The organism is Plantibacter flavus (genome assembly GCF_002024505.1).
Classification (GTDB): Bacteria; Actinomycetota; Actinomycetes; order Actinomycetales; family Microbacteriaceae; genus Plantibacter; species Plantibacter flavus_A.
In genome coordinates, this window is sequence record NZ_CP019402.1 from 1,895,461 (window position 1) to 1,909,094 (window position 13,634).

The 13,634-nt window shown below is 69.5% G+C and carries 14 protein-coding genes and 2 tRNA genes; 12 read left to right on the forward strand and 4 right to left on the reverse strand.

Features of this window, described 5'->3' with window-relative positions; translation table 11 throughout:
* A complete protein-coding gene (locus BWO91_RS08925; RefSeq protein WP_064293639.1) occupies positions 1-669 on the reverse strand; it encodes a trimeric intracellular cation channel family protein in 669 nt (222 codons plus the stop codon).
* A gap of 83 nt (positions 670-752) precedes the next feature.
* Between BWO91_RS08925 and recO the strand changes: the two genes are divergently transcribed.
* Genes recO through BWO91_RS19925 form a run of 4 tightly spaced genes read left to right on the forward strand, consistent with a single transcriptional unit; the run spans position 753 to position 3,163 of the window.
* Entirely contained in the window at positions 753-1,490 is a 738-nt protein-coding gene (recO, locus tag BWO91_RS08930) for a DNA repair protein RecO (protein ID WP_064293640.1), read from the forward strand.
* A complete protein-coding gene (locus BWO91_RS08935) occupies positions 1,487-2,308 on the forward strand; it encodes an isoprenyl transferase (RefSeq protein ID WP_079002352.1) in 822 nt (273 codons plus the stop codon). The genes recO and BWO91_RS08935 overlap by 4 nt, the downstream gene beginning before the upstream one ends.
* A 28-nt stretch (positions 2,309-2,336) precedes the next feature.
* A complete protein-coding gene (locus BWO91_RS08940; protein WP_079002353.1) occupies positions 2,337-3,017 on the forward strand; it encodes a DsbA family oxidoreductase in 681 nt (226 codons plus the stop codon).
* Positions 3,014-3,163, forward strand: a complete 150-nt coding sequence (locus BWO91_RS19925; RefSeq protein ID WP_167620458.1) for a hypothetical protein — start codon at positions 3,014-3,016, stop codon at positions 3,161-3,163. Before BWO91_RS08940 ends, BWO91_RS19925 begins: the two co-directional genes overlap by 4 nt.
* On the opposite strand, the gene BWO91_RS08945 is transcribed toward BWO91_RS19925, so the two are convergent.
* The gene (locus BWO91_RS08945) at positions 3,154-3,672 is read right to left on the reverse strand and encodes an aminoacyl-tRNA deacylase (protein WP_079003902.1); all 519 of its coding nucleotides are present in this window, start codon (positions 3,670-3,672) and stop codon (positions 3,154-3,156) included. The two genes, BWO91_RS19925 and BWO91_RS08945, sit on opposite strands and share 10 nt — an antisense overlap.
* 51 nt (positions 3,673-3,723) lie before the next feature.
* Here BWO91_RS08945 and dusB point away from each other — a divergent pair, with 51 nt between their 5' ends.
* The 5 genes from dusB to BWO91_RS08970 all read left to right on the forward strand — a co-directional run bounded on the left by dusB (position 3,724) and on the right by BWO91_RS08970 (position 9,237).
* Positions 3,724-4,884, forward strand: coding sequence for a tRNA dihydrouridine synthase DusB (dusB, locus tag BWO91_RS08950; RefSeq protein ID WP_064293643.1), 1,161 nt, complete (start codon positions 3,724-3,726; stop codon positions 4,882-4,884).
* A gap of 25 nt (positions 4,885-4,909) precedes the next feature.
* The gene (locus tag BWO91_RS08955; RefSeq protein WP_079003903.1) at positions 4,910-6,157 is read left to right on the forward strand and encodes a deoxyguanosinetriphosphate triphosphohydrolase; all 1,248 of its coding nucleotides are present in this window, start codon (positions 4,910-4,912) and stop codon (positions 6,155-6,157) included.
* An 88-nt stretch (positions 6,158-6,245) separates the two neighbouring features.
* Entirely contained in the window at positions 6,246-8,120 is a 1,875-nt protein-coding gene (gene dnaG / locus BWO91_RS08960) for a DNA primase (protein ID WP_079002354.1), read from the forward strand.
* Positions 8,121-8,221: 101 nt separating this feature from the next.
* Positions 8,222-9,070, forward strand: coding sequence for an ATP-binding cassette domain-containing protein (locus BWO91_RS08965; protein WP_064293646.1), 849 nt, complete (start codon positions 8,222-8,224; stop codon positions 9,068-9,070).
* Between the two features lie 94 nt (positions 9,071-9,164).
* Positions 9,165-9,237 (forward strand) — tRNA-Asn (locus BWO91_RS08970).
* Positions 9,238-9,438: 201 nt separating this feature from the next.
* Here the strand turns inward: BWO91_RS08970 and def are convergent.
* Positions 9,439-10,005 carry a peptide deformylase gene (gene def / locus BWO91_RS08975; protein ID WP_064293647.1) on the reverse strand — a complete coding sequence of 189 codons (567 nt, stop codon included), beginning with the start codon at positions 10,003-10,005 and terminating at the stop codon, positions 9,439-9,441.
* A gap of 70 nt (positions 10,006-10,075) precedes the next feature.
* Between def and BWO91_RS08980 the strand changes: the two genes are divergently transcribed.
* From BWO91_RS08980 to BWO91_RS08990, 3 genes are all read left to right on the forward strand, one after another.
* The gene (locus tag BWO91_RS08980) at positions 10,076-11,056 is read left to right on the forward strand and encodes a DMT family transporter (RefSeq protein WP_064293648.1); all 981 of its coding nucleotides are present in this window, start codon (positions 10,076-10,078) and stop codon (positions 11,054-11,056) included.
* A 122-nt stretch (positions 11,057-11,178) separates the two neighbouring features.
* Complete coding sequence (locus BWO91_RS08985; protein WP_369821876.1) at positions 11,179-12,459, forward strand: glycosyltransferase; 1,281 nt, start codon at positions 11,179-11,181, stop codon at positions 12,457-12,459.
* Between the two features lie 40 nt (positions 12,460-12,499).
* Positions 12,500-12,574, forward strand: a tRNA-Ile gene (locus BWO91_RS08990).
* A 149-nt stretch (positions 12,575-12,723) separates the two neighbouring features.
* Here the strand turns inward: BWO91_RS08990 and BWO91_RS08995 are convergent.
* Positions 12,724-13,626, reverse strand: a complete 903-nt coding sequence (locus BWO91_RS08995) for an ROK family protein (RefSeq protein WP_079002356.1) — start codon at positions 13,624-13,626, stop codon at positions 12,724-12,726.
* Positions 13,627-13,634 lie beyond the last annotated feature (8 nt).

Consider the following 13,634-nt stretch of genomic DNA (forward strand, 5'->3'; position numbering starts at 1 on the left):
TCAGCCGCGCGTCGAGCGGCGCCAGATCCGCCATCCGCCGATCTGGCGCTGCTCGGGCAACGTCCATCCGAACCGGACGGCCAGGAGGCGGATCACCGCGGTCGAGGAGACACCGACGATCGCCGCGACCCCGAGCGGCGCACCGAAGGTCACGGCGAGGACGAGGAGGGCTGTCCCGACCGCGGCCGCCACGGCGTAGAGCGACCCGACGTGCATGAGGGCGACGGGGACGCCGAGCATCACGTCGCGGAGGACCGATCCACCGACGGCCGAGACGGTGCCGACGAAGATCGCCGGGATGACCGGCAGACCGGCTGCCAGGGCCTTGGTGGAGCCGATCGCTCCGAACATGCCGATCGTCAGGGCGTCGAGACCGATGATGACGGGCCCGAGCCTCGTGATGGTGCGCAGGAGGAACATGCCGAGCAGTGCGGCTCCCGAGGCGACGGGGAGGTACCAGTTGTTCTGGAGGGACGCCGGCACCTGTCCGAGGAGGATGTCGCGGATGAGACCTCCACCGAGTCCGACGACGACGCCGATGATGGCGACGCCGAGCCAGTCGAGCTGACGATCCTGGAACCTGGCCGCGAACATGGCACCCTGGACGGCGCCGATCGCGACCGCCGAGAGGTCGACCCACAGCGGAACGACGAAGAGGACCTCGTTCACGGCTTCATCTCTCCAGGCGCTCCTTCGATCCCCGACGGCGGTTCCCGGGTCACGTTGTCGGTGCGAGGCGGGATAATCGATGCGTGCCGGTATATCGAGACGAAGTGGTGGTGTTGCGGACCCACAAGCTCGGCGAGGCCGATCGCATCGTCACCATGCTCTCACGCAGCAGGGGCAAGATCCGGGCGGTCGCGAAGGGTGTCCGTCGGACGGGCTCGAAGTTCGGGTCCCGGCTCGAGCCGTTCATGGTCGCCGACGTGCAGTTCTACGAGGGCCGTAGTCTCGACACCATCACCCAGGCCGAGTCGCTCGGTTCGTACGGCGCCGAGATCAGCGCCGACTACGGAAGCTACACGGCCGCGAGCGCGATGGTGGAGACGGCCGATCGTCTGACCGAGTCCGAGGGCTCCCTCCAGCAGTACCTGCTCCTCGTCGGCGCCCTGCGGTCGCTATCGAAGCACGAGCACGGTCCGCGGCTCACGCTCGACTCCTACCTGCTCCGGGCGTTCTCGCTCGCCGGCTGGGCGCCGAGTTTCGGGGCCTGCTCGCGGTGCGGCACGGAGGGCGAGTACTCACACGTGGTCGTGCAGCTCGGCGGGGTCGTCTGCGACGACTGCGCGCCCTCGGGCAGCCCTCGGCTGGACGCCGACACCCTCTCGCTCCTCGGAGCACTGCTCTCCGGTGACTGGGAGTACGCGGAGGCCGCCGCCGAGCAGACGGCTTCACGCGCGAGCGGGTTCACCGCCGCCTACGCGCAATGGCATCTGGAGCGCGGCCTGCGGTCGCTCGCGCACCTCGAACAGGATCGGAGCCGCGGGTGACCCCGAAGCCCTACACCCACCGCGACGCGGTGCCGTTCAAACCGATCGATTGGACGGGGGAGGTCCCGCCATCGTTCGCCAAGGGTGAGGTGCCGTCGCACGTCGCGATCGTCATGGACGGCAACGGCCGGTGGGCGAACCGACGCGGGCTCACGCGGGTCGAAGGGCACAAGGCGGGCGAGGCCGCTCTTCTCGACGTCGTCGCCGGTGCCCTGCAACTCGGGATCAAGCACCTGTCGGTGTACGCGTTCTCGACGGAGAACTGGAAGCGCTCACCCGACGAGGTCCGCTTCCTCATGGGGTTCAACCGCGAGGTGCTCCATCGACGGCGCGACCAACTGAACGAGTGGGGCGTCCGCGTGCGCTGGTCGGGGCGTCGGCCGCGGTTGTGGACCTCCGTCATCAAGGAGCTCCAGACGGCGGAGGAGCTGACGCGCGGCAACGACCGCCTGACGCTCACCATGTGCGTCAACTACGGCGGGCGCAACGAGATCGTCGACGCGGTCCGCAGCATCGCCGACGACGTCGCCGCCGGCCGCATCAAGCCGTCGGCCGTCTCGGAGCGTCTCGTCCAGAGCCGGCTCTACCTGCCCGACCTGCCGGACGTCGACCTCTTCGTCCGGAGCTCCGGAGAGCAGCGCACCAGCAACTTCCAACTGTGGCAGTCGGCCTACGCGGAGATGGTCTTCCTCGACACCCTCTGGCCCGACTTCGGGCGGCGTCAGCTCTGGGAGGCCGTCGAGCGGTACGCCGGACGTGACCGCCGCTTCGGCGGGGCGCGCGACGTGCCAGACGCCCCGGCGCCCTCGGGGGAATGAGCGACGGGTGTCGGTGGTTGGCCCTGACATGAGTGAACCCATCAAGATCGACGTCTGGTCCGACATCGCCTGCCCATGGTGCTACATCGGCAAGCGCAAGTTCGAGCGGGGTGCGGCGGAGTTCGCACAGCTCGGCGACGGACGCGAGGTCGAGGTCGAGTACCACTCCTTCGAGCTGGCACCCGACACCCCGGTCGACTTCGACGGCACCGAGATCGACTTCCTCGTGAAGCACAAGGGCATGCCGGCCGACCAGGTGCAGCAGATGCTCGATCGGGTGACGGGGATCGCCTCGGACGCCGGTCTCGAGTACGACTTCGGCATCCTCCAGCACACGAACACGGTGAAGGCGCACGAGCTCCTGCACCTCGCCAAGGCGGAGGGGAAGCAGCTCGAGATGACCGAGCGCCTCCTGCGTGCCTACTTCACCGAGGGCCGTCATGTCGGTCGCATCGAGGACCTCGCCGACCTCGCCGTCGAGGTGGGGCTCGACCGGTCCGCCGTGGTCTCGGCGCTGGAATCCGGCCAGTACACGCAGGCGGTCCGCGAGGACCAGGCGACGGCACAGGGGTACGGCATCCAGGGCGTCCCGTTCTTCGTCATCGACGGTGCCTACGGGGTGTCCGGGGCGCAGGAGGCGGCCGCGTTCACGCAGGTCCTCGAGCAGGTCTGGACGGAACGCGCGAGCACCGAGCCGGTGCAGGCGTGAGCACGGAGACGACGTCGCCTGAGCGCAGCGTCGGCGATCGACAGCCCGCGACGGTCCGGCCGGCGCTCCGACTCCTCGGGGGCGACGCCGTCGTCTGCGAGGGCGACAGTTGCCTCGTGTTCCCGTCGGAGCCGGCTCAGGACTGAGGGTCCTCCGGCTCGGTGAGGTCGGCGGTGACGGCGCCGATGGCGGCGAGGTACTCCGCCGCATCGACGAAGGCGCTCCACCCGTGCTCCCCGGCGCCGATCGAGATGCGCCCACCGCGCTCGAGGATGCGCTCGTCCGCGTAGACGGGGAGTGGAGCACTCGCGCCGAGGACGGTGATGGTGCCGCGCTCGTAGCCGGTCGCCTGGAACGCCGTCGCCGCGTCGGGCATCGCGAGCTTGTTCACGCCGAGCAGCGTGCGGAACGGCGGCCAGGAGATCTTGCGGCCGCCCGGCACGAGGGCGAAGAGGTAGTCGCCGCTGCGACGCTTCACGACGATCGTCTTGACGATGTCCGCGGGCTCGATGCCGAGCAGCTCCGCCGCCTCGTGGAGACTGCGCGCGGGCGGTCGCTCGACCAGTTCCACGTCGAGACCGAGTGCGGCGGCCGCGGCTCGGACGCGCTCGCGGCCGGACGGCTGGAGGTCGGCGGGCGGGACGGCGTCTGGCATGTGGTCCTCACTGGGCGCGGGAGCGCCGATCATCTGGGAGAATCGAGGGTGATGTCTCTTCCTACCACGCTCTCGCAGCGCCCGAGCCTCGCGATCGGGCCCATCGTGCTCGACTCGCCGGTCGTGCTCGCCCCCATGGCCGGGATCACCAACACGGCGTTCCGTCGACTGTGCCGCGAATACGGTGCCGGACTGTACGTCAGCGAGATGATCACCTCGCGCGCGCTCGTCGAACGCACGCCGGAGACCATGCGGCTCATCCAGCACCACGAGAGCGAGACGCTCCGCTCCATCCAGCTCTACGGTGTCGACCCGAAGACGGTCTCAGAGGCCGTCACCATGCTCGTCGCCGAGGATCGCGCCGACCACATCGACCTCAACTTCGGCTGCCCGGTGCCCAAGGTCACCCGCAAGGGCGGGGGAGCGGCGCTGCCCTGGAAGACCGGGCTCTTCCGCGACATCGTCGAGGGCGCGGTCCGTGCCGCAGGCGACGTCCCGCTCACGATCAAGATGCGCAAGGGCATCGACTCCGACCACCTCACCTACCTCGAGGCCGGTCGGATCGCCGAGGGCGCCGGTGTGGCGTCGATCGCGTTGCACGCCAGGACCGCCGCCGAGTTCTACTCCGGACACGCGGACTGGTCGGCGATCACCAAGCTCAAGGAGACGGTCACCTCGGTGCCGGTCCTCGGGAACGGCGACATCTGGTCGGGCGAGGACGCCCTCAGGATGGTCGACGAGACAGGGTGCGACGGCGTCGTCGTGGGCCGCGGTTGCCTCGGTCGCCCCTGGCTCTTCGGCGACCTCAGCTCGGCGTTCGCGGGCGAGGGCGGCAAGGCGGAGCCGTCTCTCGGCGACGTCGCGGCCGCGTTCCGGCGTCACGCCGAGCTCCTGGCCGAGTTCTTCGAGAGCGAGGAGCGCGGCTGCCGCGACATCCGGAAGCACGTCGCCTGGTACTTCAAGGGCTACCCGGTCGGAGGAGACCTCCGCGCGAGCCTCGCGACCGTGGAGTCGCTCGACCAGCTCGACGACCTCCTCGCGACCCTCGACTGGACGGCCCCCTACCCGGGCGCCGCGGCCGAAGGCCAGCGCGGACGCGCGGGCACGCCGAAACGACCGGCACTGCCCTACGGCTGGCTCGACTCGCAGTCGCTGGGCGCCGACGAGCAGACCGAGATCGCGGGAGCGGAACTGGACCACAGTGGCGGATAGCATCATCGAGCAGGGGAGCGTCTCCATGGATCGGGACGGCTACAGCCTGCACGACGAAGAACGCTGGATGCCCGAGCACCACTCGACGCGACGCTCCGACTTCGCGCGCGATCGTGCACGGCTGTTGCACTCCAGTGCCCTGCGGCGACTCGCCGCAAAGACCCAGGTGCTCAGCCCGACGAGCGGTGTCGACTTCGCCCGGAACCGGCTGACGCACTCGCTCGAGGTCGCTCAGGTCGGTCGAGAGCTGGCCGCCAGCCTCGACCTCGCTCCGGACGTCGTCGACACGGCGTGCCTCGCACACGACCTCGGTCACCCGCCGTTCGGTCACAACGGCGAACGAGCGCTCAACGACTGGTCCGCCGCGATCGGCGGGTTCGAGGGCAACGCCCAGACCCTGCGGATCCTCACGCGCCTCGAATCCAAGGTCTTCGGCTCCGACGGCGAGCCGTACGGTCTGAACCTCACCCGCGCGAGCCTCGACGCCAGCTGCAAGTACCCGTGGCCGGCCGCCCAGTCGGTGCCGGATCCCGGTGGTCGCGCCAAGTTCGGGTTCTTCGACGAGGACTCCGCGGCCTTCCGCTGGTTGCGAGCCGGCGCTCCCGAGCGCGTCCGCTGCGTCGAGGCGCAGGTCATGGACCTCGCGGACGACATCGCCTACTCCGTGCACGACTTCGAGGATGCCGTCGTCGGGGAGTACATCGACCCGGCGTTCCTGAACGCGCGCGCAGGACACGATCGCCTCATCGACACCGCGCTGTCCTGGGCCGGCGACGACTTCACCCACGACGACCTCGCCGCCGCCTTCGACCGGCTGCAGTCCTCGCACACCTGGATCACCGCGTGGGACGGCTCCCGGCGCGACCTCGGTCGGCTCAAGAACTTCACGAGCCAGATGATCGGTCGGTTCGCCGGTGCGGCGACCGCGGCGACCCGGGAGGCCTTCCCGCAGGCCAGCCTCGTGCGGTTCGGGGCCGACGTCGTGGTGCCCCATGGCATCCAGGCCGAGATCGCCCTCCTCAAGGGGATCGTCGCCGCGTTCGTGATGTACAGCGACTCCCGCCAGCCGCTGTACGTCCGGCAGCGGGAGATCCTCATCGAACTGTCGGACGCGGTGTTCGCGCTCGGCGAGTCGGCCCTCGACGTCGGCTTCGCGGCGGACTGGCGCGCAGCCGGTTCCGACGCGGAACGCCGTCGCGTCGTCGTGGATCAGATCGCGAGCCTGACCGATCAGAGCGCCCTCTCCTGGCACGAACGGCATGTCGGCGCCTGACGCTCCTCCACACAGGAGCGGGAGTCGGACTCCGCTGCGCGGAGGCCCTCAGGGATGGACGATGGACGCACGAGACTAGGATCGAAGCATGGCCGGACGGATTCGACAGAGCGATGTTGAAGAGGTCAAGGCACGCACCAACATCGGCGACGTCGTCGGCGACTACGTCTCGCTGAAGTCCGCCGGTGTCGGCTCGCTGAAGGGCTTGTGCCCCTTCCACGACGAACGCAGCCCGAGCTTCCACGTGCGCCCCACGGTCGGGCTGTACCACTGCTTCGGCTGTGGCGAGAGCGGCGACGTCTACAGCTTCCTGCAGAAGATGGACCACGTGACGTTCGCGGAGTCGGTGGAACGTCTCGCGCAGCGCATCGGGTACCCGCTCAGCTACGAGGAGGGCGGTGGCAAGGTCGACCACGGCAACCGGGCGCGGCTCTTCGCCGCCAACCAGGCTGCCGCCGAGTACTTCCAGCAGCAGCTCCACGACGGCGACGCCGACCTCGGGCGGCGGTTTCTCGGCGAACGCGGCTTCGACGCCGCCGCCGCCGACCACTTCGGGATCGGGTTCGCGCCTGCCGGCTGGGACCACCTCATGAAGGCACTGCGGTCCCGCGGATTCTCCGACGAGGAGATGCTCGCGGCCGGTCTCGTGTCGAGCGGCGACCGCGGTGTCTACGACCGGTTCCGCGGACGCCTCATCTGGCCGATCCGCGATACGACCGGGCAGGTGCTCGGCTTCGGAGCCCGGCGCCTCCGCGACGACGACAAGGGGCCGAAATACCTCAACACCCCGGAGACGGCGATCTACCACAAGGCGCAGGTCCTCTACGGCCTCGACCTCGCCAAACGCGACATCTCGCGCGGCAAGCGGGTCGTCGTCGTCGAGGGGTACACCGACGTCATGGCCTGCCACCTGGCGGGGGAGACCACCGCGGTGGCGACCTGCGGGACCTCGTTCGGGGTCGACCACATCAAGATGATCCGCCGCGTCATGGGCGACGACTCCGCCACCGGCGAGGTCATCTTCACCTTCGACCCTGACGAGGCGGGGCAGAAGGCCGCGACGCGTGCGTTCGGTGAGGAGAAGCGCTTCTCCGCCCAGACGTACGTCGCGGTGTCCTCCGACGGCCTCGACCCCTGCGACCTCCGGCTCAACCGCGGCGACGGCGCCATCCGGAAACTCGTCGACGGCCGAGAGCCGATGTTCGAGTTCATCATCCGGCGGACGCTGGCGGGCTTCGACCTCGAGACGGTCGAGGGCCGCGTCGGCGCACTCCGGGCGGCCGCGCCGGTCGTCGCCGAGATCCGCGACCCCTCGCTCCGTCCCGGGTACACCCGGGTGCTCGCGAAGCAGCTCGGCATGGAACTCGACGAGGTGGCCCGCGCCGTGCGGGCCGCCGGCGGTGCCGCCGCAGGAGGCTCGCAGAACTCCGCACGAGACGCCCGCCTGCAAGGCCCTGGCGCACCGGGCACCGAGCCGCCGCGCGAGCGGCAGGCCTCGCTCAACGACCTGCCCAAGGACCCGTCGACGCGCCTCGAGCAGGACGCCCTCCGAGCGATCCTGCAGCTGCCCCAACACCTCGAACGTCCCATGCTGGAGCGCGCGGTCCAGAGCTCGGTCGCCAACAGTTCCCTCGCCGTGGTGCGCGACGCCATGAGTGTGAGCCTCGACCACCTCGGGACCAACGCCTGGCTCGAGACCGTCATCACACAGGTCCCACCCGGCTTCGACGGACTGGTACGCGAGCTCGGAGTGTCCCCACTGCCCGAGACGAACGAGGAGAAGCTGCCGAGCTATGTCCGGGACATCGCGCGGGCGCTGATCGACCGCGACCTCCTCGGTCGTAAGGCGGCGCTGCTCGGGTCGTTGCGTCGCACCGACCCCCGCGACGAGTCGCATCGGGAGATCACCCGGCAGCTTGCAGACGTCGAGGCGGAACGGCGAGCGCTCCGCGCCGAGGCCTGACGCGGTCTACCTCCACCGAGCGTGGCACGTGGCCCCGCCGGGATCGCCGGATACACTCGATGGCGATCCGGTGGCTCCCGTGCACCGGAAGGAGAGGTCTCATGAAGCACCCAGAGCAGGACGGACCCGCGGTCCGGGCGAGTGATCTGAGCGTCGACTACGCCGCGCACGGCGTGAGTCCGAGCAACCGAGCCCTGGACGGCATCAGCTTCGAGCTGCCCGTCGGCGGCTCGCTCGGGGTCATCGGCAGCTCGGGATCGGGGAAGAGCACGCTCCTGCGGGTGCTGTCCGGACGCCACCTGACCGGAGCGGACTCCCGTCCGTTCGTGTCCGGCGGCGACGTGAGCACGCTCGGTCGCTCCATGCGCAAGGTGGGCCGCAGAGAACTCACGAAGCTCACGTTCGAGGTGTCGCTGCTCGAGCAGGAGGCCGGTGCGCACCTGAAGCCCGAGCTCACCGTCACGGAGCTCATCTCGGAACCGGTCCTGGCGCGCGACAAGAAGTTCAGCGAGCAGGCGCTCGGCGTCCGGGTCGCCACATTGCTGGACGCCGTGCAGATGCCGCTCTCCAGCCTCGACAAGTACCCGTACGAGCTGAGTGGTGGTCAGCGGCAGCGGATCGCCATCGCGCGCGCCCTCGTCCTCGGCCCGAAGGTGTTCATCGCCGACGAACCGACGGCCGGGATCGACATCACGGTCCGGCACACGGTGACCGAGTTGCTCGACGGGTTCCGACGCGACGGCGGTACGGTCATCGTCGTGACACACGATCTCGCCATGCTCCGCGAGGTGACCGACGACGTGCTGGCGCTCCACCAGTCGCGGGTCGTGGGCTACGGCCCGATCGACGCGATGCTCGCCGATCCGCCGCACGAGTTCCTCGCGGCGCTCGCCCAGTCGGGCGGCACCGAGACCCAGTACGAGACGCCCGAGGCCGTCGGCATCGATTGATCGCGTGTCGATTTGGCGTCTGCGAATCCTTTGCTACAGTAGATACGCGCTGCAACGCAGAGGCCGGATCCGTCCGGCCGGTCGAAGCTCGTATTCCTCGATAGCTCAATTGGCAGAGCAATCGACTGTTAATCGATAGGTTGTTGGTTCGAGTCCAACTCGAGGAGCTGTACAGAATCCCTCGGTCCATACGGACCGGGGGATTCGTCGTTCGAGGTCGGTTTCACGAAATCGACGGGGACGCCGTAGACTGGACAACGAGGCCCGAAGACTCCACTCTTCGGGCCTCGTTGCATGTCCGGACACCCTGCGCCTGTCGAGGTGACGCCGTATCGATCGTGCCGGCGTCGTGTCCCCGTCGAGGTGGTTCAGCCCTCGAGGTCGTCGCGACCCGGCAGCCAGGAGATCCCGGGTACGCCCCAGCCCGCCTTGCGGATCGCCTTCGCCGCTCGGCGCGAGTGCGGCAGTTCGAGGCGGTCCACGTAGAGCACGCCGTTGAGGTGGTCGAACTCGTGCTGCAGGATGCGTGCGCGCCAGCCGACGACCCGCAGCTCGACCGGATCACCCTCGAGGTCGGTCCCGATGAGCATGGCTGCTTCCGCGCGACGGAGCGGGTGCCGCTCGCCTGGGACGGAGAGGCAGCCTTCCGACTCGGCCTCCTCGTCGAGCTCGCCCACCGGCGGGGGACTGATCCACAGCACCGGGTTGATCGCGACGCCACGCCACGGCTGGCCGTCGTCGTCCTCGTAGCTGTAGACGAAGAGGCGCAGCGGGACCCCGACCTGCGGAGCCGCGAGTCCGACCCCGGGAGCGAGATCCATGGTCTCGTACATGTCGGCGACGAGGCGCCGGAGGTCGTCGTCCACGGTGGTGACCGGTCGGGCGACGGAATGGAGCACCGGGTCACCGGTCACGTGGATCTCGAGAATTGCCATTGCTCGAGCCTATCCGCTGGGCTCGGCCTGCCGCGCCGGGATCGGCGGGGCTGCGGGGTACCCTCGACGGGTGATCCCCTCCGCCATCGACATCGCCGACCTCGCGGACGACTTCACCCGCAACCCCTCGCAGCTCCTCGGCATCCCGTTCGCGCTCCTCGGCGCGGTCTTCCTCTCGCTCGGCGCGCAGCTGCAGCACCGGGGCGTGGCGAAGGTCGAGTCGTCGAGCGGCACCGACGCGACATCGGGGCTCAACGTCGCTCAGCTCCTGGCGCTGCTCAGTCGGCCGTCCTGGGTGACCGGAACGGTGATGCTCGGGCTCGCGATCGTGCTCCAGCTCGGCAGCCTGTCCCTCGCACCGATCACCCTCGTCCAGCCGTTGGGTGCGGTCGCGCTCGTCATCACGGCGGTGGTGAACAGCAGGATCAGCGGCGTCCGGTTGAACCGTCGATCGGTCGTCGCGATCGTCGCCTGCGTCGGCGGCGTCGGCCTGTTCGTGACGATCGCCGCGGTCTTCACGGGCGAGCACCGGATCACCGAGGCCGAGCTCGTCACGATCCTGGTGATGCTCGGCGTCGTACTCCTGGTGTTCGGGCTCGGCTTCATGGTGTTCCGCTCCCGCTTCACGGCCATCTTCTACATCGTCGGGACCGGCGTGCTCTACGGCTTCGTCGCGACGCTCGCCAAGGTCATCATCGGACGGCTGCAGCAGGGCGAGTTCGACTGGCTCACGGTCCTCTGCGGGCTCGGCCTCGTCGCCGCGAGTGCGCTCGGCGGCTACTTCGTGCAGACCGCCTACTCCTCGGGACCTCCCGACCTCGTCATCGCGGGTCTGACGGTCATCGACCCGATGATCGCCGTCGGCATCGGCATCATCGTGCTGGGGGAGGCGAGCAACGCACCGTTCTGGGCGGGCTTCGGCTTCGTCGTGGCCGGCGCGATCGCCGTGTGGGGCGTCTTCCAGCTCGCTCGCCATCACCCGCAGGTGAGCCAGACGCCGGCGGCCGCAGCAGCTGCGAAGGCCCTCGCGACCGGCGACGCGCCCGCCTGAGCCCTGGAGCCCGAACGGGCTGCAGGTATGCTTGAGCATGGCGTTCCGCGCCGCATCAGGGTCGTGAGCGACCGCCCGCACCCCTCACATCACTGGCCAAGCACAGAGGAATCACCGATACCTTGACTTCTCCCGACGACCAGCACCTCGCGAAGGCGTCCAGCACGACGCCGAGCGCCGACACCCACAAGCCGCTGCGGGTGGTCATCGGCGCCGACACCTTCTCGCCCGACGTGAACGGCGCCGCACGCTTCGCCGAGCGCCTCGCGGCCGGACTCGTCCGCCGAGGCCACGACGTCCACATCGTCGCGCCCGCGGGCTCGCGCAAGTTCGGCACGTGGAAGGAGACCCACGAGGGTCAGACGATGACGGCGCACCGCCTCTTCAGTCTCCGGTGGTACCCGCACGACTGGCTGCGCTTCGCGATGCCGTGGTCGATGCGACGGAACGCCCGGAAGATCCTCGACCGCGTGAAGCCCGACGTCGTGCACCTGCAGTCGCACATCGTGGTGGGCCGTGGTCTCTCGATCGAGGCCGAGCAACGCGGCATCCGCATGGTGGCGACGAACCACATCATGCCCGACAACATCCTCGACTTCACCGTCATCCCCAAGCGCACCCAGGAGTGGCTCGTCCGGACGCAGTGGGCTGCCGCCCGTCGCGTGTTCGATCGTGCCTTCGCCGTGACGACCCCGACGCGCAAGGCCGCCGACTTCCTGGAGCAGTTCACGGGCCTGACCGGTGTGCACGCGATCTCCTGCGGGATCGAGGCCGGACAGTACACGCCGTCGTTCGAACCGCGGAAGCGGAACACCATCCTCTTCGTGGGTCGCATCACGAGCGAGAAGCAGATCGACGTGCTCCTGCGCGCGCTCACGAAACTCCCGAAGGAACTCGACGCCCACGTCGACGTCATCGGTGGAGGCGACCAGGCGAAGAACCTCGAGCAGCTGACCCAGCAGCTCGGCATCGGTGACCGCGTCCGATTCCTCGGCAAGGTGTCCGACGATGAGGTGAAGCAGGCCTACACGAACGCCACCGTCTTCGCGATGCCGTCCATCGCCGAGCTGCAGAGCATCGCGACGATGGAGGCCATGGCCTCCGGTCTCCCGGTGGTCGCGGCCGACGCCATGGCGCTGCCCCACCTCGTGCACGATCAGGTCAACGGGTACCTGTTCGAGCCGGGCAACGTCGACGCCCTGGCCGAGCGGCTCGCCACGGTACTCAGCGCCTCGCCCGAGGAGTACCGCCGGATGCAGGACGCATCGTTGGAGCTCGTCTCCGCACACGACATCGAGCGCACGCTCGACACCTTCGAAGCGCTCTACCGCGGCGAGCAGGTCGTCGACCCGACGACCGAGCGTCACACGGCGACCGCAGACCGCCAGGAATCCCGCGACTGACTCCCGCCCGGCGGGCCACTCGGTACACTGGGTTCCGCACGGGGCGGTAGCCAAGCTGGTGAAGGCATTCGGCTCATAACCGAACGATGCGTGGGTTCAAGTCCCACCCGCCCTACCGATATCCGGTCCATGAGCTTGTCGAAGGGGCCCTTCGACAAGCTCAGGGACCGGTGCGGGGTTGCTCAGGGACCGGTGCGGGGTTACTCAGGGACCGGGATGGGGCGGCTCGGGGACCGGTGGCGTTCCGGATCGGGACGTGCGCGTTCAGTCCGCGAGGACGAGGGCGGCAGCGCCGATGAGCGGCCCGTCGGCGTCGAGCCCGGCCGGGACCACGCGCAGCTCACGGGCGTAGGCGTGCAGCGCAGCCGCGGTCGCAGCCTCTTGGACGAGGTCGAGGTAGTCGGGCGAGACCCGCGAGAAGCCGCCGCCGATCGCGACGCGTTCCAGGTCGAGCAGGGTGGTGATGCTGCAAAGGGCTTCGCCGACGGCCTCGGCGGAACGTCGGACTGCGCGGATCGCGATCTCCGTTCCCGTCGCGTAGTCGGCCCCGAGCTGTTCGCCCGTCGCGCCGGTCCATCCCTGGGCGCGCGCCCAGGCGACCGTCGCGGTGCCTGACGCGATGCCCTCCAACGTCCAGGGTGTGCCGACGGCATCCGGCTCGCGTCGGCGGAGTTGCATCTGTCCGAGGTGGCCGGCGTTGCCCGAGGTGCCGGGGACGAGTCGGGATCCGAGGATGATCCCGCCACCGATCCCGGTGGAGACGACGATGCCCATACTGTTCTCGGTTCCGCGGAGTGCGCCCTGCCAGTGCTCGGCCAGGGCGATGCAGGTGCCGTCGAGGCGGAGTTCCACCGGACCGGACGTGAAGCGCCGGAGTTCCGCCACGACGGGGAAGTCGGCGAGTCGGGGGAGGTTGATCGGCGAGACGGTGCCGTCGGTCCTGCCGATGGGGCCGGCCGAACCGATCCCGACTCCGGACACCGGCCCGCCATGGGCCGAGACGCTCCGTTCGGCGGTTCGGAGGATCGACGCCGCGAGCTCCTCGCGGGTGGCCGCGGCGCCCGTCGGACCGCGGAACCGAGTGCCCGGCATGATTCGTCCCTCGGCGTCGACGACGGCCGCTTCGACCTTCGTGCCGCCGATGTCGATCGCCAGGGCCTCGTGCATCACCGCTC

Bases quoted from the DNA above. Each gene is read 5' to 3' on its own strand.
- BWO91_RS08940 (WP_079002353.1), top strand. From the start codon at position 2,337: ATGAGTGAACCCATCAAGATCGACGTCTGGTCCGACATCGCCTGCCCA.
- BWO91_RS08945 (WP_079003902.1), bottom strand. From the start codon at position 3,672: ATGCCAGACGCCGTCCCGCCCGCCGACCTCCAGCCGTCCGGCCGCGAG.
- dusB (WP_064293643.1), top strand. From the start codon at position 3,724: ATGTCTCTTCCTACCACGCTCTCGCAGCGCCCGAGCCTCGCGATCGGG.
- BWO91_RS08955 (WP_079003903.1), top strand. From the start codon at position 4,910: ATGGATCGGGACGGCTACAGCCTGCACGACGAAGAACGCTGGATGCCC.
- dnaG (WP_079002354.1), top strand. From the start codon at position 6,246: ATGGCCGGACGGATTCGACAGAGCGATGTTGAAGAGGTCAAGGCACGC.
- BWO91_RS08965 (WP_064293646.1), top strand. From the start codon at position 8,222: ATGAAGCACCCAGAGCAGGACGGACCCGCGGTCCGGGCGAGTGATCTG.
- def (WP_064293647.1), bottom strand. From the start codon at position 10,005: ATGGCAATTCTCGAGATCCACGTGACCGGTGACCCGGTGCTCCATTCC.
- BWO91_RS08995 (WP_079002356.1), bottom strand. From the start codon at position 13,626: ATGCACGAGGCCCTGGCGATCGACATCGGCGGCACGAAGGTCGAAGCG.